Origin of the sequence: Micromonospora sp. CA-240977, assembly GCF_050942285.1 — a bacterium.
Classification (GTDB): Bacteria; Actinomycetota; Actinomycetes; order Mycobacteriales; family Micromonosporaceae; genus Micromonospora.
Map to the genome: position 1 here is coordinate 3,226,349 of NZ_CP192055.1, position 24,569 is coordinate 3,250,917.

Genomic DNA, 24,569 nt, shown 5'->3' on the forward strand with positions numbered 1-24,569 from the left:
TCGGTCACCTCCGCCGGGGTGGACGCGGTAGGGAGCGGTATACCTCAGAGTCATATTCATACCTCTGAGGTATACCGCTCATCAGCGATCCGACACGGCGGGCCAACGGGCACCGGGAGGGTTCGTCGGCGCAGCAGAAGTGGTCACGCTGCTTGTCCGGGTGTGTAGAAGGCGCTCGGGTCGTTGGCCAGGGACGCCTTGATGTACGCGCTCCACTCGTCGGCGAGGACTTCGATCCGATCGGCCTCGATGCCGTCCAGGGCGGCGCGCACCACGTCGGCGGGGTCCATCTTGTCGCCGTCGTAGCCGGCCATCATGTCGGTGTCGGCGGCGCCCAGGTGCAGCCCGGTCACGAGAGTCCCCTGGCCGGCCAGCTCCAGCCGTACCCCGTTGGTCAGGCTCCACTCGGCTGCCTTCGCCGCGGCGTAGGCGTTGGCCCCGTCGTAGGAGAACCAGGACAGCGCCGACAGGACGTTGAGGATGCCTCCGCCGCCGTTGGCGCCGAGCACCGGCGCGAACGCCCGCACCATGTCCAGGGTGCCGTAGAAGTGGGTGTCCATCTCGGACCGGATCTTGCTCAGGTCACCGGTGACCAGGTTCGTGTAGGTGGAGATGCCGGCATTGTTGATCAACAGATTGACGTCGGAGGCGATGGTCGCCGCCTCCTCGACGGATCGCGGGTCGGTGATGTCCAACCGGAGCGTCTCGACCCCGGGAATGTCGATCCGTTCCGGGTTGCGGGCCGTGGCGTACACCTTGGCCGCCCCGCGCTCCAGCAGCTGTTCGGCGAAGTGTCGGCCGAGGCCGCGGTTGGCGCCGGTGACCAGCGCGACGGAATCGGTGATCCGCATGATGGGTTGCCTCCTGGCAGGTCAGGGACGAGCGGTACCCGAGCTACGCTAAAACCTGACGTTGACGTGAGAGACAAGGTTGTGTGACTGGTGTCACCGACGGGGGAGGTGCCATGCGCATCGGTGAACTGGCCACGCAGGCCGGGGTGTCAGTGCGGGCCCTGCGCTACTACGAGGAGCAGGGGCTCCTGAAGGCCGCCCGGAGCAGCGGCGGCCAGCGCCACTACCCGGACAGCGCTGTCGATCGGGTGCACCTGATCCAGATGCTGTACGCCGCGGGCCTGACCAGCCGGACGATCCTGGACCTGCTGCCCTGCGTCGACGCGAAGGTCAACACCCCGGAGTCCCGAGCCCTGCTGAGAGCCGAACGCGCCCGCATCGATCAGCAGATCGCCCAGCTCCGGCAGGCGAGAGATCGGCTCGACACGGTCATCGCCTCGAGCGAGAGCCCGGCCAGCGAATGCAGCCGGGTGGACACCGACGCCCTCGTGTCCTAGGTGAACACCGGGGCCAGCCCACCATGTCGGCTGTCACAGGTCCATCGCGTAGACCCGGACCCGGCGGCCGGTGTCCGGCTGCACGGTTTCGCGCTCCAGCGACATGCCCAGCTTGACCATCACCCGCGCGGACGCCTCGTTGCCGACGATGTGGATGCTGACCAGCCGCCGCAGGGCGAGTTCGGCACGCGCGTGGGCGACGACGGCCTGGGCCGCCTCGGTGGCCAGGCCCCGGCCCCAGTGGGCGCGGCCGAGCCGCCAGCCGATCTCCACGGCTGGCATGATCTCCGGCAGGAAGGTCGGCACCGCCAGCCCGGTGAAACCGGCCAGCTCGCCGGTCTCTTTGACCTCCACCGCGTACAGGCCGAAGCCGTGTGCGTCCCAGTGCCGCTGGTAGTTGGCCAGACGTTCCGCGGTCGCGGCCCGGTCCAGGGTCCGGCCGTCATGGATGTAACGCATCACCTCGGGCTGCGCGTTGACCGCGGCGAACCCGTCCAGATCATCGCTGTGCCAGCGCCGCAGCAGCAGCCGCGGAGTCTCCAGGGAGGTGGCATCGCGGGAGCTTGTCGGGTCAGGCACGTCCCTTCGTAGCATGTCGACGCTCCCGGGGCGATGGGTTACCCGGTGGAGAGCGGCGCATCGGCTCGCCTTCGGCAGGTCCGGATTGTTCCGCCCGTGCACCATCGTCTGATGTGGCCTTTACAGGAAGATCTAGGACTGAATCAGACATAGAAGTTCGTCCTGCGTCTATGTTCGATGCGTCGTGCGGCTTGTTGGCGTGGACACGGGGGGGGGGGGGGGGGGGGGTTGGCCGCGACGCAGGCGGCAAGATCGCTCCCGACCTTCTGGATAAGGGCGTCCATTTCAATGTCGGCAAGGTTGAGTTCGCGGTTCGACCCACAGGTGACGCGGCCAACCCGGTTGTCCTCAAGCCGGTGCACCCGGGAATGGCGCGAGATCTGCCCCGCAAGGTGTACGAGGACGCTCTGCGGCGTGGCGAGGGCGCCCTGCAGTCACCCGAATTTCGGGACTGGTTGGCCAAGCACGCGAATGCTGGCTTTGAGCTGGCGGTGAAGAACTCGGGGCATCCGAAGGCCATCGAATTCAAATTCTTGTTGAGTGCGCTTCGGGGGATGTGAGGATAAGGAATGCATCCGGTTGACCTCGTCGACTTCATTGTTTCCGGTTTTTTCGGCCCACTTCGTCCTGGTGCGGGCTATCAGGATGTCATCGATGGCCTCGGTTCGCCCCGCCATGAGGAGCCTGCTCGTAAATCAAGTCCGATGTACCTGCTCTACGGCGATGTTGAAGTTCGGCTACGTGACCTTCGCGTGACCCTTGTGTCGGTCTCGCTTGGCCTCGACGATGATCCGGACTCGTTCGATCCCGGCGGGATCGAGTTCACGAATTTGCTGTCGGCGGGAGAGCGCACAGTTGCGGCGGTCGGAGACCTGCTTCGCGACGCGGGCGTCGAATGGGATGTCGATGCGATCATGTCGGACGACGAGTCGCCGGTATGGGTGACTCAGCGGCGCGTGCACCTGGGCTTTCCCTCCGGAGTGCTACAACGCGTCGGCGCTGAATACTGACGGCTCGCTCCGACCTCTCGGCGCGCGTCCGCTGGCGCTGTCACCGGCGCGCCGGCGCCCGCGGTCAGGTCGGGGCAAGCTCCGGGATGCCGTAGTGCCTGTCGAGGATCTGCATCGCGGCACCGGCGGCGATGGCGTCCGCGCCGAGGCCGGACAGGGTCACCCGCGTGGTGAGCCAGTGCGCGCGTCGTACGTCCGCCTGGACGGCCTCGGTGACGGCCGCGAGGTAGGTCTGCGGGTGCCGCAGGAGATCCGCGCCGGCCAACACCACGTGCGCGAGGTCGAGGGTCTGGAGCAGGTTGACGACGCCCACCGCCACGACGCGGGCCGCGCGTGCCAGGTCACCGGCCTCGATGGCGTGCTGGTGCACGATCTCCAGGCATCCGTGCCGGCCGCAGACGCAGCGGGGACCGTCCAGGTCGACAACCGTGTGGCCGAATTCTCCCGCGTTGGTGTGCGCCCCCCGGTGCGCCGTGCCGCCCAGCCAGAAACCCCCGCCGATCCCGGACTCGACCATGATGAGCGCCGCGTCGCCGAACGCAGCGCCGTGTCGCCAGGCTTCGGCGGTGACCCCGGCGGTGACGTCCTTGTCGAGGTGGACGGGCAGCCCCAGGTGTTTCTCGGCGATCTCGCGCAGCGGCACGTCGTGCCAGTGCCGCAGGCCGTGGGCGCCGCGAACCAGCCCGTGGGCGTGGTCCAGTGGGCCGATCATGCCGATGCCCAGGCCGGTGAGTCGGCCCCGTAGGTCGGTGCCGCTGGTCATCGTGTCGATGCCGGCGCGCAGCGCGTCGAGGAGTTGCTGTGGGGTGAAGTCGCTGGGCAACGGGCTGACCGCCGAGTGGCGCACGGTGCCGGCCAGGTCGACCAGGACCAGCCGCAGCGTGCGCCGGGCGACGTGGGCGCCGATCGCGTACCGGCTGTCGGGGACGAGTTCGTAGACGACCGCCGGCTTGCCGACCCCCGGCCGCCGGACACCTGTGGAACGGATCAGACCGTCGGCGCTGAGCCGGGCGATGACCTTGGAAACCGCCTGTGGGGTCAGGCCGGTGGCCCGGACCACTGTCGCCCGCTCGAACCGTCGAGCGGTACGGCCCACGGCGATGACCAGCGCCTGGTTGTAGCCGCGGAGGAAGTTGACGTCCGCAGTGACGCGAGTCATCTCACCACCCTATTACGCAACGCTGTTGCTAAATTTTCTCGGTGATCGAGTTGAGCAGCGGACGACGGATGGCGGCGCTGGTCGCCCTGGCACTGGGTGGCGTCGCGATCGGCCTGACCGAGTTCGTGGCGATGGGCCTGCTGCCCGACATCGCGCGCGATCTGCTCTCCCCGGAGTACTCCCGGTCGTCGTCGGACGCGGTCGCCCGCGCGGGTTGGATGATCACCGCGTACGCGCTCGGCGTGGTCGTGGGCGCGCCCCTGATCGCCGCGCTGAGCGCGCGCCTGCCCCGCAAGAAGCTCGTCCTCGGACTGCTCGTGCTCTTCGCCGCCGGCACTGTCGCGTCCGCGCTCGCCCCCACCTTCGACCTGGTGCTTGTGGCGCGGTTCGCGGCGGCGCTGCCGCACGGCGCGTACTTCGGAGCGGCCGGCCTGCTCGCGGCGACGCTGATGGGCCCCGGTAACGAGGCCCGTGGTTTCGCCATCGTGCTCAGCGGCCTGACCGTGAGCAACGTGGTCGGCGTACCCCTCATCACGCGGCTCGGGCAGACGGCCGGCTGGCGCGCCGCCTACCTGGTCATCGCCGGCGTCTTCGTGCTCACCCTGCTGGCGGTGCTGGCGGTCGTCCCGGAGGTCGCCGCCGCTGTCGACGGCTCGCCGGCCGCCGAGTTGCGGGCGCTGCGGACCTCGCAGGTCTGGCTGGTCGCCGCGACGGGCGCTGTCGGGTTCGCCGGGTTCTTCGCGGTGAACACCTACATCGCGCCGGTTACCACCGACGTGGCCGGGTTCTCCGCCGCGACGGTGCCGTGGGCACTTGTCGCGGTCGGTCTCGGCATGACCGTCGGGAATGCCCTGGGCGGCTGGTTCGCGGACCGCGACCTGTGGCGCAGCATGATCATCGGGTTCGTCGCGATGATCGTGAGCATCGCCGCGTTCAGTCTCGTCGCGTCGTCCCGGGTCGGCCTGTTCGTGGGCGCGTTCCTGGTCGGCGCGACAAGCCTCTACCTCGGCCCGGTCCTGCAGGCGCGTCTGATCACCGTCGCCCCGGGAGCGCAGTTGATGGGGGCGGCGGTCAACCAGTCGGCAATGAACATCGCGAACAGCCTGGGCGCGGCCCTGGGCAGCGTCGCCATCGCCGCCGGGTTCGGTTACCTCGCGCCGGCCCGGGTGGGCATCGTCCTGGGTGTCCTCGGGCTGGCCCTGGGAGTGGTCAGCTTCACCGTCCGGCGACACCTGCCGGAGCGGGTTCCGGCCACCGTCGCGAGGTGAGGTGGCCGGACCGCTCTGGGCGGGCGATCACAAGTCGTCGACGGTGACAGTCACCCGGTGGGCGCTCGACCTCCAGTTGGGCACGTTGACCACCTCGTAACCGCCGCCGCGTTGACCCACTGTGATCCCGACGAGGCCGAGGTGCGCCGGGGCGGCCGGGATGAACAGGTCCACGCCGGTGATGAAGGTCTGGCTGAAGAACTCCGGCAGCGGTGCGGCCAGCTCGGTCACGCCGTCGCTGCCGTCGTCGAAGGCGAAGATGGCGATCGTCCTCTTGACGCGTGGCGTGTTCGCCGCGTTCAGGACATCCCTGCCGTTGATCCAGAGACGGTCGCCGGCGTCGCCCTGGTCGCCCCACCACTCCTTCTGGCGCTGGATCGTCAGCGCCGTGTGCCGGTCGCTGGTGTCGACCAGCCCGCTGAGGCCCTCGCCCGGCACGCTGGTCGTCAGGCGCAGGAACGAGTCCGAGCGGCGGAACGGCTGGACGTAGAAGTGGTGCGTCGCCGCGCCCGCGCGCACGATCGCGAACTCGTAGCGGGCCGTGGCGAGAACCGGGAAGGGGCCGAACGCGCCGTCGCCGCTCAGCGGCACCCGGTGCGTGGGTCGCTGCGACAGCCGCCCGCCGGTCAACGGATCGACCGGGTAGACCTCCAGCGTCGCGTCGGTGACGCCCACGTTGCTCGGAAAGAGCACCGCGCGGCCGGACACCCGGGCGGTGCCGAGGAGTTGGGGCACGATCCGGGTCGTGTGGGGTGCGCGACCCCGCAGGAATTGGAAGATCTCCTCGAACGACTCCGGCGACGACACCGTCTGGGTGTGCGACTGGTCGGGGAGGTGCACGTTCGTCGCGCCGACGATGGCGCGGGCCGGGTCGCCCTCACCCCAGATCGCGAGGGTGGGCACCCCGCCCGGCGGAGTCGTCGCGGTGCGTCCGTCCAGGTTGACGTAGTGCGCCACCCGGGCCGCGCGCTCCGGTGAGCTGTTGAGATAGCCCTGCATGACGAAGGTGCCCAGGGAGTGCGCGAGCAGGTCGACCCGGTCCGCGCCGGTCGCTGCCAGCAGGCGGGAGATCCGTGCGTCGAGCCCCGCGTACACCTGGGGCAGGATCGTGGCGATGTTCGGCGAGTCGTACTCGTGGGCCTCGATGATGTCGATCGGGTAGCCGTTGCTGGTGAGACGTTTGGCCTGGGACTGGAACTGCGCGGCGGATCCCGCGCTGCCGTGCACGAAGACCACCGGACGGTACGCCGGTGAGGCCGCGGCCTCGGCGGCACGTGCGACGGGGGCGACGGACAGGCTGGCGGCGAGCGCGACCCCGGCCACCGTGGACAGCAATCTCCGGCGAGACGTGCGCATCGATCCTCCACCGTGCGAGACGAAGTATGTGCACTGCTGGCGCAAGTATCGTGTCAGGGTGGGGATCGGCGGTCCACACCTTCCCGCCGGCGTTCGGTCAGCTGACCTCTCTGGCGAGCAGGTCGCCGACCGCGGCCCGGACCGGATCGGGATTCGCCCAGCTCCAGTTGGGGTGCGCGCGGTTGGTGAGCAGGGCGAGGACGAGCTTGCGATCGGGGTCGACAAGGAATGACGGGCCGGCGAAACCGGTGTGGCCGAAGGTCCGGGCCGAGGCCAGCCGGCCCATGAACCAGCTCTGGTTGAGGACGACTCCGAGACCGTGGGCGGCGGTCCGGTTGGGTCGCTCCGGGTCGACGGCGGGTTTCCCGGCGTTGTGGTTGGTGAGCATCCGCCGCACGGTCGCCGCGGCGAGGATCCGCCTGCCCTGGTGGGTGCCCCCGTTCAGGAGCAGTTGCCCGATGACCGCGAGATCGGTGGCGGTCGCGAAGATGCCGGCGTGCCCGGCGATGCCGCCGAGGTGGTTGGCGACGTCGTCGTGGACGGTGCCACGGAGCAGGCCCCGGGACGACCGGGCGTCGGTGGCGACGAGCCGGCCGGCCTGTGCGGTGCCCGACAACCAGGTGCGGGGATTGAAGCCGGTGTCACGCAGGCCCAGTGGGCCGGTGAGGTTGCTCTTGAGCGCCTGGTCGAGCCGCTGGCCGGTGACCTTTTCGACGATCCTGCCGGCGACCATCAGCCCGACGCTGGAATAGCGGAACGTGTCCCCGGGCACGGCGCCGGAGACCAGCCCGGTGCTGAGCACGGCGTTCCAGCGGGCCGCGTTGTCGCTGAGGCCGGTGACCTTGGCGCCGACGGGGAGACCGCTGGTGTGGGTGAGCAGCATCTCGACGGTGACGCGTTCCTTGCCGGCTCCGGTGAAGGCCGGCAGGTAGTCGCGGACCGGGGCGCCCAGGTCGACGCGGCCCTTGTCGACCTGCTGGAGCAGCAGGATGGCCGTGTAGACCTTCGTCACCGAGGCCAGGTCGAAGATGGAGTCGGGGCGCATCGCGACGCGCTGGCTCGCGGCGAGGAGTTTCGGGCCCGCCCCGTAGCGCAGCGCCTCCCCGACCGCGGTGTGCACCGTCGTCCGGCCGTCGACAAGGACGACAGCGACAGCGCCGGGGAAGCCCTTGTGGGTAACCGTCTGCGGGGTGGCGGGCAGGTGCTTGCGCAGCAGCGTCGTCACATCCCGCGCGTACGGGGCCTGGCCGGCTGGCACGCCGCCGCCCGGTGCCGCGGTGGCGCTCGGCGAGCCGGGCGGGGCCGTGCTGTCACCGGCCGAGCCGAAGCCCACCCGGTTTCCGGCGGCGTCGGTCGCGGTCACCCCGTCGCCGGGACCGGACCTCGGCGCGCCGTCGTCACCGCAGCCGGCGAGGGCGGAGGTCGCGACGGCCAGACCGGCCCCGAGCAGAGTACGACGCGCAACGGGCATGCCGGGAATCGTGACAGTTCCCATCGACGCGCGCCAACCAAGCCCCGGAGCGTCGTCCACGCCCGCCCGCTGGACAACAGATGGTCACCTTGCAGACACGCAGGGTCACTGTGTGGATGGTTGTGCGACGATCTGCGGGCGTCACGTCGACCGACCGTCCATACCCCTTGGAGAGCACGATGTCCCTCTCCCGCGCCCGGATCTTCGCCGAGCTGAACGCGGTGCGGCCCCCCGAGCAGCCGTCCCCGGTGCTGGGCACCGCAGTCGTGGTCGGCGGCAGTGTCGCCGGCCTGCTGGCCGCTCGCGTGCTGTCCGACTACGCCGACAGCGTCGTCATCATCGACCGGGACGACCCGCAGACGACCGGCGCGCGTCCCGGCGTACCCCAGGGAACGCAGCTGCACGCGCTGCTGCCCGGCGGCTTCCTCCAGTTCGAGCGCCTGTTTCCGGGCTTCCGCGAGGAGGCCCTGGCGCGCGGCGCGGTCGAGGCGCCGCCCGCGGCCCGGCGCAACTACCTCGACGGGCGCCTGCGGGTCGTCGTCCCCGACGACGCCGACAGCCTGGCCGGCAGCCGGCCGCTCCTGGAGGGACTGATCCGCCAGCAGGTGCTGCGACTGCCGAACGTCAAGACGGTCACCGCCCGTGCCACGGGTCTCGTGTTCGACGGCGCCGTGGTCACCGGCGTGCGCTGCGACGTCGCCGGGGTGCCCGGCGTGGAGAGCGGTGACCTCGTGGTGGACGCCATGGGACGGTCGAGCAAACTGTCCGCCTGGCTGGAGGAGGCCGGTTGGGACCGGCCGGTCACCCGGCGGATGACAGTGCACCTGAACTACGCGACGGCCCTGTTCCGCCGCCCGGACACGACCGCGACCTCGACTGTCGCCCTGGCGTTGAACACCCCGAAGGTGGGCTCCGACGTGGCCGGCGCCGCGTTCTTCGCCATCGAGGACGGCCGGTGGATGGCCATGATGGCCGGCTACGGGGACAACCGTCCCGGCCGCACGGCGCAGGACTTCGTCCGCCGCCTACGGGAGCAGTTCCCACCCGAGTTCGGGGACGTCGCCGACCAGGAGATGCTCGGCGACGTCGAGACCTACCACCACGCCGACAGCCGCCGGCGCGACTTCCACGCGCTGCGGCGATTCCCCGGCGGGCTCGTCAGCGTGGGCGACGCCGTCGCGTCGTTCAACCCGGTGTACGGGCAGGGAATGACGGCGGCGGCCCTGCACGCGGCCTGCCTGTCGACGTACCTGCGCGGCGGCCCGGATCTGACCGCCCCCGCACGCGAGTACCTCGCGTTGCAGAAGATCGTCGTCGACGCCGCGTGGTCGACGTCGACCTCGGCCGACCTGGCGCTGCCCCACGTCGACGGTCCCTACCCGCGCGGACACCGGATCACCAGCTGGGCCAGCCAGCAGATCATCGCCGCGACCGTCACCGACGTGGCGATCGCGCGACGGTTCAACGAGGTCGTCTCCATGCGGCAACACCCGCTCACGCTGGCCAGGCCCGGCGTGCTCCTCGGCGCCCTGCGGGCCAACCAGCGCGCACGCTGACGAGCGGCCGCCCTAGCGGGACAGTTTGCGCAGGACGTCGACGACGAAACGGTGGTCGTCCAGCTGCGGAAGCCCGGACACGCCGACCCAGCCCACCACGCCGGTGCCGCGTACGCGCAGCGGCACCGCACCACCGGCCGCCGCGTAGCGGGAGGCCGGCAGGCCGAACCTCTCGGTCAGCGTCACCTGCTTGTCCCGGCACAACCGGGCCATGTAGAGCGACGAGTGCTCGAACCGCATCACCACCCGCCCCTTGCGGCGCAACCACCCGTCGTTGTCCGCCGTCGACCCGGGCAGGCCACAGTGGAACAGCTGACGACCGGCCCGCCACACCCCCACCGAGACCGGCAACCCCTGCTCCCGGGCGGCGGCGACGGCGAGCTGCCCCAGCTCGTACGCGTCGGTCTCGGACAGACCCGCGAGCTCCAGCTCGGTCTCCTCGCGCAGCAGCTCGTCCAGCGTCGGCCACGGTTCACGATCAGTTGACATGCTTCTTCTCCTCGTCGTACCGGGTGATCACCAGGCGCAGGGCGCGTAGTCCTTCAGGAAACAGCCGTACAGATCCTCGCCCAGCTCGCCGCGGACGATCGGGTCGTACACCCGGGCCGCGCCGTCCACCAGGTCCAACGGGGCGTGGAACCCCTCGTCCGCCAGCCGCATCTTCGTCGGGTGGGGGCGCTCGTCGGTGATCCAGCCGGTGTCGACGCTTGTCATCAGGATGCCGTCGGTCAGCATCTCCTGTGCGCTGGTGCGGGTCAGCATGTTCAGCGCGGCCTTCGCCATGTTGGTGTGCGGGTGTCCCGGCCCCTTGTAGCCGCGGCCGAACTGGCCCTCCATCGCCGACACGTTCACCACGTACTTGCGGCGGGCCGGCGCGGCGGCCATCGCCGGTCGCAGCCGGCTGACCAGCACGAACGGCGCGGTGACGTTGCAGAGTTGCACTTCGAGCAGCTCGACCGGGTCCACCTCCTGCACCCGCTGGACCCAGCTGTTCACCGAGTCGAGGTCGGGCACGAGACCTCCGGCGTCGATGGCCGTGGACGCGGCGATCCGCTCCGGCGAGGCGGAGCCGCTGGTGAGTGCCAGCGCGGTGAGCGCGTGCGGGGTGAGCGCCGTCGACTGTGGCCCGGCGGTCAGGCTGCCCACCGGGCCGCCCTGGCCGTCCGGCTTGGCGAACGTGATCAGCTCCGGCAGCGGACCGTCCGGCAGGGCCGCTGCCTCGGCGGCGATGAGCTGCGCGTACGCCCCGGGGGAGCGGCGGACGGTCTGCGCCGCGTTGTTGATCAGGATGTCCAGGGGTCCCTGGCTGCTGACCGAGTCGGCGAGGGCGATCACCTGGGCGGGGTCGCGCAGGTCGATGCCGACGATGCGCAGACGGTGCAGCCAGTCCCCGCTGTCGGGCATGGCGGCGAACCGGCGGACCGCGTCGTGCGGGAACCGGGTGGTCACCGTCGTGTGCGCACCGTCGCGGAGCAGCCGCAGCGCGATGTACATGCCGATCTTCGCCCGGCCGCCGGTGAGCAGCGCGCGCCGGCCGGTCAGGTCGGTACGGGCGTCGCGGCGCTCCCGGTTGAGGGCGGCGCAGGACGGGCAGAGCTGGTGGTAGAAGGCGTCCACCTCGCGGTAGCGCTGCTTGCACACGTAGCAGCCGCGGGGGTTGTGCAGGAAGCCCGCCGTCTCGCCCGCGGCGGAGGACGCGAGGGGGATGCCCTGGGTCTCGTCGTCGATCCGCCCCGGGGCGCCGGTGGCGGTGGCCTCCGTCACGGCGCGGTCGGCGGCGAGGATGGCGTCGCGCCGCTCCTCCCGCCGCCGCTGCTTGATCACCTTGTAGAGCCGGGCGGTGGCCCGCTGCACCCGCACCACGTCGGGGTGGTCGGAGGGCAGCTCCTCCAACGCCTCGAAGACGCTGAGGCAGGCCTCCAGCCGGCTTCGGTCAATGCCCTCTTGACCGTTTTCGGTAATGTTGTCCACCGTCATGCGTCTGTGTCTCGTCCCGTATCCCGTGCCGGATCCAGCCGGCCCGCCCCAAGTCCGACCCGAAACTGTACGCACCATGTGGTCGGCACCGCACCCCGCGTGCTCCGCGCGCCTCGGTGGCGGTGGCGGACGTCGGTGGCGGTGGCGGGCCTCGGTGGCGGTGGCGGGCCTCAGGCGGCGTCGGCGCGGCCGAGACGCCAGTAGCCCATGAAGGCCACCGCCCGCCGGTCCAGGCCCCGCTCGGTCACCAGGTGCCGGCGCAGGTTCCGGATGACGCCGGCCTCCCCGGCCAGCCACGCGTACAGCGGCGCCGCGGCCACCTCCTCGGGAACCTCCCACAGGATCTCCGTGTCCACGTCCACGTCCGCGACCGGCGGGGTGGCCCCGGCCGCGCCGGGGACCAGCAGTTCCCCCGCCGCCACGGCGACGGCGGGCGTCAGCCGACTGCCGCAGGCCCCGACGCCCCGGGGCAGCCAGCGCACCTGGACGCCCGAGGGTGCCGCCAACGGCAGCACGTCGTCGGCGTCGGGCACCTCCAGCAGGACCACGCCCCGGGCATCGCGGGGCAGTCGCTCGCAGATGCCGGCGATCGCCGGCACGGCGGTCTCGTCTCCGGCCAACAGCAGGGTGCTGCCGGCCGCCGGTCGGAACTCGACCCCGCCGTGGTCCCCGTCGTAGCCGGCGTCCGGCCCGACGAGGGCGATCTCGTCACCGGCGCGCACCCGGCGGGCCCAGCGCGTCGCCGGCCCGCCGTCACCGTGCAGCACCAGGTCGACGTCGACCTCGGCCAGGTGTGGTCGGACCGCCCGCACGGTGTAGGTACGGATCGGGGGACGCCGGTGCTCGGGCAGGGCCCGCCACGTCGCGTACCAGTCCGCCCCCTGCGGGAGATCCACCCCGCGCTCGCCGGGCAGCGGCAGCGCCAGCTTGATCCGCTGGTCGTATCCGTTGTCGGCGAACCTGTCGAGATCCGCCCCGGTGAAGGTCACCCGGGTGAACGACGGGCTGAGTCGGCGTACCGCGCGGACGCTGACGGTGAACACGCGCCACGGCGCGATGGGCAGGGTCTCGGTCATGGTGCCTCTCCGGGCTCGGGCCGGCATCTACCGGGGGTTGTTCGCCATGGCGCGGGAGCGCCACAGCAGCCAGACGAAGTACGGGGCGCCGATCATGGCGGTGACCAGGCCGGCGGGGACCTGGGCCGGAGCGATGACCGTCCGCCCGAGGGTGTCGGCGATGCTGACCAGCGCCGCGCCGAGCAGGGCGGCCACCGGAAGCACCCGTGAGTGTCGCCCGCCGACGAGCGCCCGTGCGGCGTGCGGGGCGACCAGGCCGACGAAGCCGATGACCCCGATGGCCGAGACCGCTGTGGAGGTGAGCAGCGCCGCGGCGCCGAGCGCGACAAGTCGGGTGCGTTCCAGCCGGACGCCCAGCACGCGGGGGGTGTCGTCGTCCAGTGCCAGCAGGTCGAGTTCGCGACGCGCGGCGACGACGGCCGGGGTGAGCACCAGCAGGGCGATCACCACCGGCAGCAGCTGGGCGGGCGTGCGCCCGTAGGTGGAGCCGGACAGCCAGGTCAACGCCTTGCCGGTGTTCCACGGGTCGAAGGCGACGACCAGGTAGGTGATGACCGCCATGCCGCCCTGCCAGGCGCCGAAGCCGATCAGCACCAGCCGGTCGGAACTCAGCCCGCCGCGCCAGGCCAGGCCGTACACCAGGGCGAAGGCCAGCATCGCGCCGAGCCCGGCGACGCCGGAGACGGCCCACACCCCGGCCAGTGGCACGAAGGTGAGCAGGGAGACGGCCCCGAGCCCCGCGCCGGCGGTGATGCCGAGGATGCCGGGTTCGGCCAGCGGATTGCGGCAGACCGCCTGCACTGTGGTGCCGGCGACCGCGAGCGCCGCGCCGGCCAGGACCGCCGCGGCGACGCGCGGCCACCGCTGGTCCAGCACGAAGGTGTACGCGGGCCCGGTGCTGCCGTTGACCCAGTTGACGACGTCACCCAGCAGTACCCAGGTGTCGCCGGCCAGCATGCCGACCGCCACGGCGCAGACGGTCACCACTGCGGTGACGGCGACGACGCCGCTGTGGAACGCGGCGGAGCGGACGGCAGCGTGCCCGCCGGGCGGGCGACGGGTGGGGCCCGCGTCGCGGTGCCGGCGGGCCAGCCAGATGAGGATCGCCGCGCCGAACAGGGTGGTGACCACGCCGGTGGGGATGTCGACGCCGGCCTGACCACCCAGCACCGCGCGCAGCAGCACGTCGGAGCCGAGCACGATGACGACGCCGGCGATGCCCGACAGCGGCAGCAGGATGCGGTGCCGGTGCACCCCCGGCGCCACGGGGGCGAGCAGCCGGACGATCACCGGGGCGCACAGGCCGACGAAACCGACCGGGCCGGTGAGGGTGACGGCCGCGGCGGACAGCAGCACGGCCAGCACCATGACGGTGAGTCGGGTACGCCGCACGTCGAGGCCGAGCACGGTGGCGGTGTCGTCGCCGAGGGCGAGGATGTCGAGCCGGTGCCCCAGCAGGACCAGCACGACGATGGCGCCGACGATCACTGGGGCCAGTTGGGTCAGCGCGGTCAGGTCGCTCTGCACCAGCGAGCCGTTCCCCCAGGCGAACAGGCCGATGGTGGCCTGCTCGAACAGGAGCAGCAGCAGGGTGGTCACCGACCCGAGCGCCAGGGCGGTCGCCGAGCCGGCGAGGATGAGGCGGGTGGTGCCGGACTGCCCGCCGGATGACATCGCCATCACCAGGCCGGCGGCGGCCAACCCTCCGCAAAAGGCGAGGCCGCCGGCGGGCAGCGCGGGCAGCGAGACGCCGAACGCGGCCACCGCGACGATCGCCAGGTGGGCGCCCGCGTTGACGGCGAGGGTGTCGGGCGAGGCGAGTGGATTACGGGCGATCGACTGCAACGCTGCTCCGGCGAACCCGAGCGCGACGCCGATGGCCAGCCCCGCGAGCAGCCGGGGCAGCCGGGCGGCGATCAGGACGCGGGCCGCCTCGTCGTCGGTCCCGGTCGCGAGCCGCAGCAGGTCCAGCGCGCCGACGTGGGAGGTGCCCTGGGTGAGGTGGACCGCGCCGACCACGAGCAGCAGCAGGGTCGCGGCGACGAAGACGACGGCGACGCGGGGCGCGGCCGGGCGTCCGCCCGGAACCGGCCGGGTGGTGGCCGGCTCCGGGCGTGGGGGTGCGCTCAGCACGCTCACACCGCGTACGTCTTCACGAGCTCGTCGATGTACTGCTTGCCGGACAGCGGTCCGCCGAAGGTCCAGATGCCGTTTGGCATCTTGTGCAGGTTGCCCTGGCGGACGAAGGGCAGCGCCTTCCAGATGGCGTTTCCGGCGAGACCGTCGGCGAACACGTCGTCGCCGTCGGAGGCGCTGTAGAAGAGGCGCAGGTGGGGATCCTTGAGCACCGTCATGCCCTCGACGTCGGTCTGGCCGAGGCCCCACACCTCGTCGGTCTTGCCGGTCCAGGCGTTGGTGAGACCGAGCTGGATGCCGATCTGGGAGACGAGCGCGCCCTTGCCGAACATCCGGATGCTGACGGTGCTGCCCTCCTTCCAGCCGTCGGCGATGGCGAACGGTCGGCCGGCGGCCCCCGCGTCGGCGATCTTCTTCTTCCCGTCGGCGATGGCCGCGTCGAAGTCGGTGAGCAGCTTCTCCGCCGCCGTGGTCCTACCGACGGCCTTCGCGATCATGGTGAGGTCCGCGCGCATCCGACCGAGGTTGTCGGTGGCGTCACTGCCCCTGGCGACCACGACGGGGACGTACTTCTCCAGCTGACTGACCAGGTTGGCGCCCCGGTCGTCCTCCATCACGACGAGGTCCGGTTGCAGGGCGACGATCGAGTCGACGCTGGGCTCGCCGCGAGTGCCGACGTCCTTGACGCTCGGGTCGAGCTTCGCGGCGGTGACCCAGGTGCCGTATCCCTTCGGGTCGGCGACGCCGACGGGCATGACGCCGAGGCTGACGAGCATCTCGACCTCGCCCCACTCCAGCCCCACGACCTTTGTCGCCGGGGCCTTGAGGGTGACCTCCTTGCCCCGGCCGTCGGTGAGGGTGACCGGGCCGCCGGCCGCCGAGGCGGTGGTCGCCGGGGCCGCGGCGTTCTCGGTGGTGCCGCAGGCGCCGAGCGTCAGCGCGGCCACGACGGCGATGAGGGCGGTGAAACGGGTACGGGTCATGACGGTCTTTCTCTGCTGAGGATGAGGGGTGTTCAGACCAGGGCGCGGATCGGGTGCCGCCCGACCGGGCGGGTGGTGACCAGTCCGCTGACCGGATCGGTGGTCACCTCGATGCGAATCCCGTAGGTCTCGGTGAGGGCGTCCTCGGTGAAGACCGCGGCCGGGGCGCCGGTGGCGCGGACCCGGCCCTGGTGCAACAGGACGACCTCGTCCGCCACGGCGGCTGCCTGGTTGAGGTCGTGCAGCACGACGCCGACGGCGACGTCGTGATCGTTCGCGAGGTCCCGGACGAGGTCGAGGATCTCCACCTGGTAGCGCAGGTCGAGGAACGTGGTGGGCTCGTCGAGAAGCAGCACCGGGGTGTCCTGGGCCAGGCAGGTGGCCAGCCACACGCGCTGCAACTCGCCTCCGGAGAGTTCGTCGACGGGGCGATCGGCCATCGTCGCGACGCCGGTGACGTCCATGGCGCGGGCGATCGCGGCGGGACCGTGCGGGTCCTCCGCGCGCCAGCGCCCCCGGTAGGGGTGGCGGCCGTACCCCACGACGTCACGGACGGTGACGCCGCTGGGCACCGGCCTGCTCTGGGCGAGCAGGGTGACCCGGCGGGCGAAGTCCCGGGCCGGGAGGGTGGCGGCTTCGACGCCGTCGGCGAGGTGAACCAGTCCGGCCTCGATGGGGTGCAGCCGGGCCAGCGCCCGCAGCAGCGTGGACTTGCCGCTGCCATTGGGTCCGACGAGCGCTGTCACGGCGCCCGCGCGGAGGGCGATCACGGCGCCGTGCACCACCGGCACACCGTGGTAGCCCAGACGGAGATCGACGCCGGACAGGCTGCGCCCCCCGTTGGCCGACGCCAACTCGTTCTGCATGAGGTTAGGCTAACCTAACCAAATGACGGCCTGTCAAGCCGGCCGCGGGCCGGGACCGGCCCGACGGACCGGTGGTCGTCGGGTCCGTGCGCCGGTAGGGGATGCTGGGTCCGTGCACATCGCCACCCTCGGCCCACTCGCGGTCAACGGCCAGCCCGTCCGGGGTGAACGGCTCGCGGCGGTGCTCCGCGCGCTCGTCGACGCGCGGGGGCGGGCGGTCTCCACGAGCCTGCTCGTGGACGCCGTGTGGGACGGCACGCCGCCCGACGACGCGACCGGCGCCGTCCAGGCACTCGTGTCCCGGGTGCGTCGCCTCGGGCTGCCCGTGGTCGCCGTGCCGGGCGGATACCGGCTGCCCGCCGAGGAGGTCACCGTCGACGCGGTCGAGGCGGGGGCGCTCGTCGATCGGGCCCGGACCTCGTTCCACTGTGGCGACGTCCGTGCCGCCCGCAGCCTTGCCGACCAGGCGCGCGCCCTGTTCCCGGCGGTTCCGGAGCTGCTGAACAGCGAGGACACCCGCCTGTTCGCGGATGTCACGGCGCTGCGCGCGCAGGCGGCACTCGCCGGTGTGGGCCCGTTCGACGAGGTCGACCTGGGCCGGCTCGTCGCGCGTACGCCGCCGGACGAGCCCTCGGCCGCCCTGCTCGTCCGGGTGCTCGCCGCCCAGGGGCGCGAGGCGGAGGCGCTGGAGCTGGTCGAGCGACTCCGCGCCGACCTGGCCGACCGGTACGGCAGCGATCCGTCACCCGTGATCACGACAGTCCACCTGGCGTTGCTGCGCGGTGAGCTCAGCGCCCCGCCCGTCGCGACGCCGCCCCGGCCACCGGCGCGGATCACGCTGCCCGCCGCCTGGCGTCGTCCCATGGCCGCCCTCGTCGGGCGGGAGCGGGACGTCGCGGCCGTCACCGGCGCGCTCACCGAGGCACCCGTCGTGACAGTCGTGGCGACCGGCGGGGCGGGCAAGACCCGGCTCGCCGCCGAGGTGGCGAGGCGCACGGCCGCGGCCGGGCAGGCGGTCCGCGTGATCGAACTCGCCGGGCTGCGCTCGCCCGACGAGGTGCTGCCCACGGTGCTCGCCGCGCTCGGCGGTGCGGACACCACGGCGACCGGCGGCAACCTGGGTCTGGAGCGGCGGGTCCTCAGCCCCGAGGAACGGCTGCGCGCCGTCGCACCGGACCTGGACGGGCTGGTCGTGCTGGACAACTGCGAGCACGTGCTCGACGCGGTGGCCGTCGTCGTCGCGGATCTGGTCGCGGCGGCCTCGCCGGAGGTCGCGGTGCTCGCCACGAGCCGCGCCCCGCTGGGCCTGGTCGGCGAACTGGTGCACCGGCTGACCGCGTTGCCGGACGCCGACGCGCTCGGGCTGATCGAGTCCCGGGCGCGGGCCGGCGGCGCGGTGCCGACCTGGGACACCACTCGCGCGCTCGCGCTCTGCCACCGGCTCGACAACCTGCCGCTGGCCCTCGAACTGGCCGCCGCGCGACTGCGGCACATGCCCCTCGACGACGTGCTCGCCGGGCTCACCGATCGGTTCGCGCTGCTCGACGACGCCCTGCGCGGCCTGCCGGAACGGCACGCGAGCCTGTGGGCGATGGTCGACTGGAGCAGGGAACTGCTCGCCGAGGCCGACCGTGACCTGCTCCAGCGGGTCGCGGTCATCCCCGCGCCGTTCACCGCGGACCTCGCCGCCGCTGTCGCCCAGCGCCCGGACGTCCGTCGCGGCCTGGCGACACTCGTTGAGCAGTCCCTGTTGACCCTGGTCGAGGGGGACGGCCCGCCGCGCTACCGGATGCTCGAAACGGTCCGTGAGTACGGCGAGGCCCGGCTGGACGCGAGCGGCGCCCGGGACCAGGCCATGGCCGGCCTGGTCAGGTGGGCGCGGGAGCAGGCTGTCGCACTGGCCGGCCGCTTCATCGGCCCCGGCCAGATCGAGGCGCTGCACCGTTGCGCCGCCGAGCAGGACAACCTGGTCGCGGGCCTGCGGTGGGCGCTGGGAACGGACGACGAGCCCGCCGCCGTCGACGTGGCCACCGCGCTGTTCCACCTCTGGTCGGTGCGTGGCCTGCACCTCGAGGTCCTGGCCTGGGCGCGCGGGCTGCTGCACATCGACGACCCGCAGCGACGGCCGCGGTCGGCGATCCTGCGCGGAGCGGCCAGCGGCCGGCCACTGCCCAATGCCGACCGGCTGGCCTGGACGTGCGTGGTGATCAGCGTCAACTCCGGCGTCAGCGCGGATCTGCGGCCCGCCGTGCTCGCCCGGCGGGCGCTGCGGACGGTCCTGGCCGAACGTCCCGGCGAGGTGTCGCCCCGGCTGACCGCTCTCGCGTCGGCGCTGCCCGGCTTCGACGTGTCCGACCTGGAGCAGAGCCTGAAGAGCGCGACCGAGATGGTCGCGCACCCGGACCCGTACGTGCAGGGGCTTGGCCTGTTCGCGCGCGCGGCGGTACGGGAGAACGGCGGCCTGCCGGAGGCGTCGATCAGCGACGCCGAGCAGGCGTACCACCGCTTCGAGGCCGCTGGCGACCACTGGGGCATGGCGATGGCGGCGGGTGCCGTCGGGCAGTTCCTGGTCCCGGGCGGTGATGCCCGGTCGGCCGAGTGGCTGAGGCGCAGCGTTCAGCACATGGAGTTGGTGGGCGCCACGCAGGACGCACGGTCGATCCGGGTCCGGCTGGACGTTCAACTCGCCCTCAGCGGCGACGCGGAGGCGGAGCGGCGACTGGGCGAGACGGCCGCACTGGGCCAGGCCGAGCAGATCGACGCCGCGCAGGCGCTGCTCGGCCTCGCGCACCTCGCCTGGCAGCGCGACCGGTACGACGAGACGCTGGCCCACGCCGACGAGGTGATGCGTATCCTCGCCGGCTGGGTCGGGCCGCAGCCACAGCCGCGTGTGATGCTCCGGGCCACGGCGGCGATCATCTACCTACGGGTGGCCCAGACTGGACGGGTGCCGGGGCACGACGCCACGGTCCAGGCGGCCGCGATGCTGTCGCTCGCCCGCGACGACGCGCTGGCCTCACGGGACCTGCCGGTGATCGGGGCGTGGGCGTCGGGTGGCGCCGAGCTCGCGGCGCACCGCGGTGACGTCGACACCGCCCGCGAACTGTCCGTACTCGCGAAGCGGATCGGCACCCAGATCGAGATGTTCTTCCCGTCCGGAAACGGCGAACGGCTCAGCGCCATCCTCGGGGACGAGGAGCGGCGTGAGCCGTTGCTGGCCGCGTGGCGCGAGCGGCCGCCCGCCGCGGCCGTCAGCCGGATCCGCGAGCTGATGGACGACCTGCTCGCGTAGCTCAGATCTTCTTGCGGTACGCGCGCAGCGCCAGCGGCATGAACAGCACCACGAAGCCGGCGCACCAGGCCAGCGTCCACCACACGTGGGAGCCGAGCGGGGTGCCGAGGAACAGGCCGCGCATCGACGCCACCAGGTGGGTCATCGGGTTGACGTCCACGAACGCCTGCATCCAGCCAGGCAGGGTGTCGGCGCCGACGAACACGTTGGACGCGAAGCTCAGCGGCATGATCAGCGCGAACATCACCCCCTGCACGGCACCGGCGGTACGCACCTTCATCGACACGAGCACCGGCAACCAGCTCAGGCAGAGCGCGAACAACACAGCGAGCAGACACCCGGCGATCGCCCGGAACGGGTCGGTCTCGATCCGGAAGCCCATCACGTAGCCGATCGCGAGGGTAGACACCGTGACGATCACGTACCGGACGACGTCGCCGAGCACCGCGCCGACCAGAGGTGCGGAGCGGGGGATCGGCAACGACCGGAACCTGTCGAAGATGCCCTTGGCGATGTCGGTGTTCAGGTTGACGCCGATCGCGATGGCACCGGTGGCGATGGTCTGCGCCAGGATGCCGGGCAGCAGGAACTGCAGGTAGTCGTGGGTTGATCCGGCGACCGCGCCGCCGAAGACGTACACGAAGATGATGAGGAACAGCACCGGCTGCAGGGTGACGTCGATGAGCGCCTCGGGCGTCCGCCAGGTCTTGATGAGGCTGCGCTTGGCGAGCGCCAACGAGTGCCGGACCAACCGGAACGGTCGCGGGTTCGGGCTGGTCGTCGAGAGTGCCCGGTTCCTGGTGGGTGGTGCGTCGATCAGGGTGCTCATGCCGCGACCTCCGTGGGGCGGGTGGTGTCGTCTTCGGACGCCGTACGCCCGGTAAGGGTGAAGAACACCTCGTCGAGGCTCGGCAGGTGCAGGGAGAGTTCGGTGACCGCGATGCCGGCGGAGGCGAACCGCGCCACGCTCTCGGTCAGGGCCGTGTCGTCGGTGACCGGTACCGCGAGCACGCCCTTGCGGATCTCGTCGGCCTGCGCGCCGGAGCCGACCTGGGTCAGGATCGCGGCGGTCCGGGGCAGTTGCGCCACGTCGGCCGGGCGGACCTCCAGGGTCTGCCCGCCGACGACCCGCTTGAGCCCTTCGGGGGTGTCGTGCGCGATGACCCGGCCGTGGTCGATCACCGTGATCGCGTCGGCGAGCGCGTCGGCCTCCTCCAGGTACTGCGTGGTGAGCAGCACCGTCGAGCCGTTGCCGACAAGCGAGCGGACCACGTCCCACATGTCCTCGCGCTTGGCCGGGTCGAGGCCGGTCGTCGGCTCGTCCAGGAAGATCACGTCGGGGGAGCCGACGAGGCTGGCGGCCAGGTCCAGCCGTCGCCGCATGCCGCCGGAGTACGTCTTGGCCGGCCGGTTCGCGGCGTCGGTCAGGTCGAACCACTCGAGCAGCTCGGCGGCCCGCTTCCGGGCGCCGGTGCGCCCCAACTCCAGCAGGGTGCCGAACAACTCAAGGTTCTGCCGCCCGGTCAGATCCTCGTCGACCGAGGCGTACTGGCCGGTGAGGCCGATGCTCTGCCGAACGCGCTCGGCGTCCCGAACCACGTCGAAACCGCCGATCCGGGCGGTTCCGCCGTCCGGAGCCAGCAGGGTGGAGAGGATACGTACGGCGGTGGTCTTGCCGGCGCCGTTGGGGCCGAGCACCCCGAGCACCGTCCCGCGGGGCACGGCGAGGTCCACGCCCTGCAGCGCCCTCGTCTTCCCGAATGTCTTCACGAGGCCCTCGGCCTCGATCACCAGGTCACTTGTCATGCGCCACAGTCTGCGCGGGCCCGCTGACACCGCCCCGACACGCCACCGACACCGGCTGACACCAGGGCTGTCCGGTGGGTCGGCGGCAGCTGGTCGCCCGCTCAGATCGGTGAACGGCGCACCCGACAGCGCAGGTGAAGTACCCGGTTGCCCTGAATCACCACGTCCGGATCCTCCAACAGGTGCTGCGCGTGGACCGACCCGAAGTAGCGCTTGCCGGACCCGAACACGACAGGCACGACGTCCATGCGTACCTCGTCGACAAGGCCCGCGGCGAGCGCCTGGCCACCGACGTCGCCGGCGGCGACCTCGACGATGCGGTCGCCCGCGAGTTCCTGCGCCCGGGCCACGGCTGCCTCGACGCCGTCGACGAAGTGAAACGGCGCCTCCGGGTCCCAGCCCTCGGGCCTGCCCCGGTGGGTCACGACGACGACGTGGTCGACCCCGCCCGGAGGCTTCCCGTCCCAGCCGTCCGTCATGTCGAAGACATGGCGGCCGGCGATGGTCGCTCCGATCTGGTCCCAGTACGACCGGGTGTGGTCGTAGGACGTCTGCGACACCTTCAACACGCCACTCTCGTCCAACGGCACGTCACCGCTGAGCAACCAGTCGAACAGCGGTCCGGGCTGGTCGTTGTCGTCCGCGATGAAACCGTCTACCGACACCGAGCCGTACATGACCACCGTGCCCATGGGCGCTCCTCTGCTGGGGGACGCCCTCAGGCTAGGGCTTCGTGGGCTGTCGCTCTTGTAAGGAATCAACCGGCCGGCAGTGGCCAGCCGTCCAGAGCGTGGCCGGGATTCTCGCGCAGGAACCGCCGCCGGACTTCGACGTACCGGGTCGGCGTGAGCCCGGTGAATGCCCGGAACTCGTGACCGAAGTGGGCCTGGTCGAAGTAGCCGGCGCTACTGGCGAGGTCGGCCCAGTCGACCGGTTCAGCGGGGTTGATCGCGAACACGGCGGCGGTGAAGCGGTGGGTGCGGGCCAGCCGCTTGGGCGTGACGCCGACGAGCTCCTTGAATCGCCGAGCCAGGTGAGTGCTGCTGACACCTGCGGAAACCCTCAGGTCGTCGATGGCCACGGCGCCAGCTGTCGCCGCGATGACGCGGCTCGTGTGGCGGACCAGTGCCAGGCCGGCCGCGTCGCCGAGCCGTCGCATCAGCTCCTCCTCGAGCAGCGTCAGCATCTCGTGCGGTCCGTCCGCCGAGGCCAGCCGGTCTCGCAGCTCGGCGGTGGCGGATCGGCCCCACACCTGCTCCACCGTCACCGGCCGGTCACACAGCTCGGCAGCGGGCATCGGCAGGAACGGTGCCAGCCCCCACGGCTTGAAGTGCACGCCGACGGACCGGGTCCGGAGTGGGTAGCCGAACTCCCACGCGCGGGTGGGCGTGGTGACCACGCAGCCGTCGGCGTACTCGGACGTCTCGACGTCGGAGCCGCCGCGGACGCGGAACGGCGCCGCGAGGTTGACGATGAGCAGCGCCGACGGCGCGGGCGGCAGCGTCAGCAGGGGGTACGGCGACGCGCCCTCCAGGTAGTAGAGGTCGTCGATCAGCCCGTCCAGCGGCGGTCGCGGCACTCTGGACACGTACTCCACGCCCACAGTATCGCCGGCGTCGCGCGCCGACATGGTCCAGCCACGCCTCCGTCGACGCTCGCTGTTCGGTGAGCCGGCGCAGGTGCGGTCCGCAGCGCCCGCGCCGTTGCGGGGTGCCACCGCAGGCGCAGACCGGCCGGGCTCCCTCGCGGGGAGCCCGGCCGGTGCGGTCGACGCCGTCGTAGAGCTGTCCGGGACGCAGCGGGGGGCGTGCTGCGGCAGGAGCGGTACGGACGGCGCGACCGCTCTCCGCGCGGTGATCCGGCTGCGGTCAGCTCGGCAGACGGCCCCGCGTGGAGACGAAGTGGTACGACATGACGGCGAATCCGGGGTCGCGGACCAGCCGCCGGAAGGCGTTCAGTTGCTGGGGTGACAGCCCCGCGGCGAGCAGGTCCGGCTCCAACTGGCGGGAGTTCGTCTCGTAGAGCGACGTTCCGCTCGAACCGCCGGCCCAGCTCTGCGAGTGGGTGATCGTGTCCAGTTCGGTGAGGCCGGCGAGGGCCATCTCGGTGTGCACGTCCTGCGCCCACCCCAGGTCGGCGCCGTGGTCCTCCAGGACACCCATCATGGCGTCCATGACCTGCGCGAAGAGCTTCGCGGCGTCATCGGATGGCGCGGTCAGCACCCGCTGCGGCGCGGTGCAGTCGAACTCCTCGACCACCAGCCACCCGCCGGGAGCCAGTGCGCCGGTGAGCGTCCGCAGGACCCGCCGTCGATCGGGAAGGTGCAGCAGCACCAGCCGGGCGTGGATCAGGTCGAACGCGTCGCCGGGTGGCGGTTCGGTACGCACGTCGTGCCGGCGTACGTGCAGGTTGCCCTCCGGGCTCAGGTGCGTGGGGTCGATGTCGGTGGCCAGCACGTGGCCCTCGTCGCCGGTCGCGCGGGCGATCCGCCGGGCCATCGAGCCGCCACCCGCCCCGACCTCCCAGCAGGTCGCGCCCGGTCGCAGCACCGGGCGGGCCAGGCGACGCGTCGTGATCGGATCCAGGAAGGACTCCAGCGCGTGCATCTGGGCAACGGCGTCGGGTGCGCCGTTGTCGAACGTGTACGCGCCATCGCTCGTAGCGGTTGTCATCGGTGTCTACCTTT

Annotated in this window: 21 protein-coding genes and 1 pseudogene; 6 read left to right on the forward strand and 16 right to left on the reverse strand. The window is 71.9% G+C overall.

Annotated features, from left to right (window positions below; genetic code table 11):
* Nucleotides 1-143 precede the first annotated feature (143 nt).
* Entirely contained in the window at nt 144-851 is a 708-nt protein-coding gene (locus tag ACQPWW_RS14730; protein ID WP_433133031.1) for an SDR family oxidoreductase, read from the reverse strand.
* Nucleotides 852-964: 113 nt separating this feature from the next.
* Between ACQPWW_RS14730 and ACQPWW_RS14735 the strand changes: the two genes are divergently transcribed.
* A complete protein-coding gene (locus ACQPWW_RS14735; RefSeq protein ID WP_433133033.1) occupies nt 965-1,348 on the forward strand; it encodes a MerR family transcriptional regulator in 384 nt (127 codons plus the stop codon).
* A 33-nt stretch (nt 1,349-1,381) separates the two neighbouring features.
* Here ACQPWW_RS14735 and ACQPWW_RS14740 read toward each other — a convergent pair whose 3' ends face one another.
* The gene (locus ACQPWW_RS14740; RefSeq protein WP_433133035.1) at nt 1,382-1,927 is read right to left on the reverse strand and encodes a GNAT family N-acetyltransferase; all 546 of its coding nucleotides are present in this window, start codon (nt 1,925-1,927) and stop codon (nt 1,382-1,384) included.
* Nucleotides 1,928-2,097: 170 nt separating this feature from the next.
* Between ACQPWW_RS14740 and ACQPWW_RS14745 the strand changes: the two genes are divergently transcribed.
* Together ACQPWW_RS14745 and ACQPWW_RS14750 are read left to right on the forward strand one after the other, a co-directional pair.
* Nucleotides 2,098-2,487, forward strand: coding sequence for a hypothetical protein (locus tag ACQPWW_RS14745; RefSeq protein WP_433133037.1), 390 nt, complete (start codon nt 2,098-2,100; stop codon nt 2,485-2,487).
* 9 nt (nt 2,488-2,496) lie between these two features.
* A complete protein-coding gene (locus ACQPWW_RS14750) occupies nt 2,497-2,937 on the forward strand; it encodes a hypothetical protein (protein WP_433133039.1) in 441 nt (146 codons plus the stop codon).
* Nucleotides 2,938-3,001: 64 nt separating this feature from the next.
* On the opposite strand, the gene ACQPWW_RS14755 is transcribed toward ACQPWW_RS14750, so the two are convergent.
* Nucleotides 3,002-4,096 (reverse strand): ROK family protein, encoded by a 1,095-nt coding sequence (locus ACQPWW_RS14755; RefSeq protein WP_433133041.1) that lies wholly within the window; start codon nt 4,094-4,096, stop codon nt 3,002-3,004.
* A 41-nt stretch (nt 4,097-4,137) separates the two neighbouring features.
* On the opposite strand from ACQPWW_RS14755, the gene ACQPWW_RS14760 reads away from it, so the two are divergent.
* Nucleotides 4,138-5,364: an MFS transporter gene (locus tag ACQPWW_RS14760; protein WP_433133043.1), complete on the forward strand. Its 1,227-nt coding sequence runs from the start codon at nt 4,138-4,140 to the stop codon at nt 5,362-5,364.
* Between the two features lie 27 nt (nt 5,365-5,391).
* Here ACQPWW_RS14760 and ACQPWW_RS14765 read toward each other — a convergent pair whose 3' ends face one another.
* Together ACQPWW_RS14765 and ACQPWW_RS14770 are read right to left on the reverse strand one after the other, a co-directional pair.
* On the reverse strand, nt 5,392-6,720 hold the full coding sequence (locus ACQPWW_RS14765; protein WP_433133045.1) for an alpha/beta hydrolase: 1,329 nt from the start codon (nt 6,718-6,720) through the stop codon (nt 5,392-5,394).
* Nucleotides 6,721-6,817: 97 nt separating this feature from the next.
* Nucleotides 6,818-8,191 (reverse strand): serine hydrolase, encoded by a 1,374-nt coding sequence (locus ACQPWW_RS14770; protein WP_433133047.1) that lies wholly within the window; start codon nt 8,189-8,191, stop codon nt 6,818-6,820.
* A 179-nt stretch (nt 8,192-8,370) separates the two neighbouring features.
* Here ACQPWW_RS14770 and ACQPWW_RS14775 point away from each other — a divergent pair, with 179 nt between their 5' ends.
* Nucleotides 8,371-9,747 carry an FAD-dependent oxidoreductase gene (locus ACQPWW_RS14775; RefSeq protein WP_433133049.1) on the forward strand — a complete coding sequence of 459 codons (1,377 nt, stop codon included), beginning with the start codon at nt 8,371-8,373 and terminating at the stop codon, nt 9,745-9,747.
* A gap of 12 nt (nt 9,748-9,759) precedes the next feature.
* Here the strand turns inward: ACQPWW_RS14775 and ACQPWW_RS14780 are convergent, their stop codons facing one another.
* From ACQPWW_RS14780 to ACQPWW_RS14805, 6 genes are all read right to left on the reverse strand, one after another.
* On the reverse strand, nt 9,760-10,236 hold the full coding sequence (locus tag ACQPWW_RS14780) for a heme-degrading domain-containing protein (RefSeq protein WP_433133051.1): 477 nt from the start codon (nt 10,234-10,236) through the stop codon (nt 9,760-9,762).
* Between the two features lie 27 nt (nt 10,237-10,263).
* Nucleotides 10,264-11,724 (reverse strand): SDR family NAD(P)-dependent oxidoreductase, encoded by a 1,461-nt coding sequence (locus ACQPWW_RS14785; protein WP_433133053.1) that lies wholly within the window; start codon nt 11,722-11,724, stop codon nt 10,264-10,266.
* Between the two features lie 170 nt (nt 11,725-11,894).
* Nucleotides 11,895-12,800, reverse strand: a complete 906-nt coding sequence (locus ACQPWW_RS14790; protein ID WP_433133055.1) for a siderophore-interacting protein — start codon at nt 12,798-12,800, stop codon at nt 11,895-11,897.
* 27 nt (nt 12,801-12,827) lie between these two features.
* Nucleotides 12,828-14,930: an iron ABC transporter permease gene (locus tag ACQPWW_RS14795; RefSeq protein ID WP_433134353.1), complete on the reverse strand. Its 2,103-nt coding sequence runs from the start codon at nt 14,928-14,930 to the stop codon at nt 12,828-12,830.
* Nucleotides 14,931-14,935: 5 nt separating this feature from the next.
* Nucleotides 14,936-15,919: an ABC transporter substrate-binding protein gene (locus tag ACQPWW_RS14800; RefSeq protein WP_433133057.1), complete on the reverse strand. Its 984-nt coding sequence runs from the start codon at nt 15,917-15,919 to the stop codon at nt 14,936-14,938.
* Nucleotides 15,920-15,951: 32 nt separating this feature from the next.
* Nucleotides 15,952-16,785 carry an ABC transporter ATP-binding protein gene (locus tag ACQPWW_RS14805; protein ID WP_433133059.1) on the reverse strand — a complete coding sequence of 278 codons (834 nt, stop codon included), beginning with the start codon at nt 16,783-16,785 and terminating at the stop codon, nt 15,952-15,954.
* A 112-nt stretch (nt 16,786-16,897) separates the two neighbouring features.
* On the opposite strand from ACQPWW_RS14805, the gene ACQPWW_RS14810 reads away from it, so the two are divergent.
* The gene (locus ACQPWW_RS14810; protein ID WP_433133061.1) at nt 16,898-20,077 is read left to right on the forward strand and encodes a BTAD domain-containing putative transcriptional regulator; all 3,180 of its coding nucleotides are present in this window, start codon (nt 16,898-16,900) and stop codon (nt 20,075-20,077) included.
* A gap of 1 nt (nt 20,078) precedes the next feature.
* Here the strand turns inward: ACQPWW_RS14810 and ACQPWW_RS14815 are convergent, their stop codons facing one another.
* From ACQPWW_RS14815 to ACQPWW_RS14835, 5 genes and pseudogenes are all read right to left on the reverse strand, one after another.
* The gene (locus tag ACQPWW_RS14815) at nt 20,079-20,906 is read right to left on the reverse strand and encodes an ABC transporter permease (protein WP_433133063.1); all 828 of its coding nucleotides are present in this window, start codon (nt 20,904-20,906) and stop codon (nt 20,079-20,081) included.
* A pseudogene (locus ACQPWW_RS14820) lies at nt 20,903-21,784 on the reverse strand (ATP-binding cassette domain-containing protein); the annotation flags it as partial. The pseudogene ACQPWW_RS14820 and the gene ACQPWW_RS14815, both read right to left, overlap by 4 nt.
* 200 nt (nt 21,785-21,984) lie before the next feature.
* On the reverse strand, nt 21,985-22,575 hold the full coding sequence (locus ACQPWW_RS14825) for a dihydrofolate reductase family protein (protein ID WP_433133065.1): 591 nt from the start codon (nt 22,573-22,575) through the stop codon (nt 21,985-21,987).
* Nucleotides 22,576-22,640: 65 nt separating this feature from the next.
* Nucleotides 22,641-23,480 (reverse strand): helix-turn-helix domain-containing protein, encoded by an 840-nt coding sequence (locus ACQPWW_RS14830; protein WP_433133067.1) that lies wholly within the window; start codon nt 23,478-23,480, stop codon nt 22,641-22,643.
* A gap of 271 nt (nt 23,481-23,751) precedes the next feature.
* Nucleotides 23,752-24,555, reverse strand: coding sequence for a methyltransferase domain-containing protein (locus tag ACQPWW_RS14835; protein ID WP_433133069.1), 804 nt, complete (start codon nt 24,553-24,555; stop codon nt 23,752-23,754).
* Between the last annotated feature and the right edge of the window lie 14 nt (nt 24,556-24,569).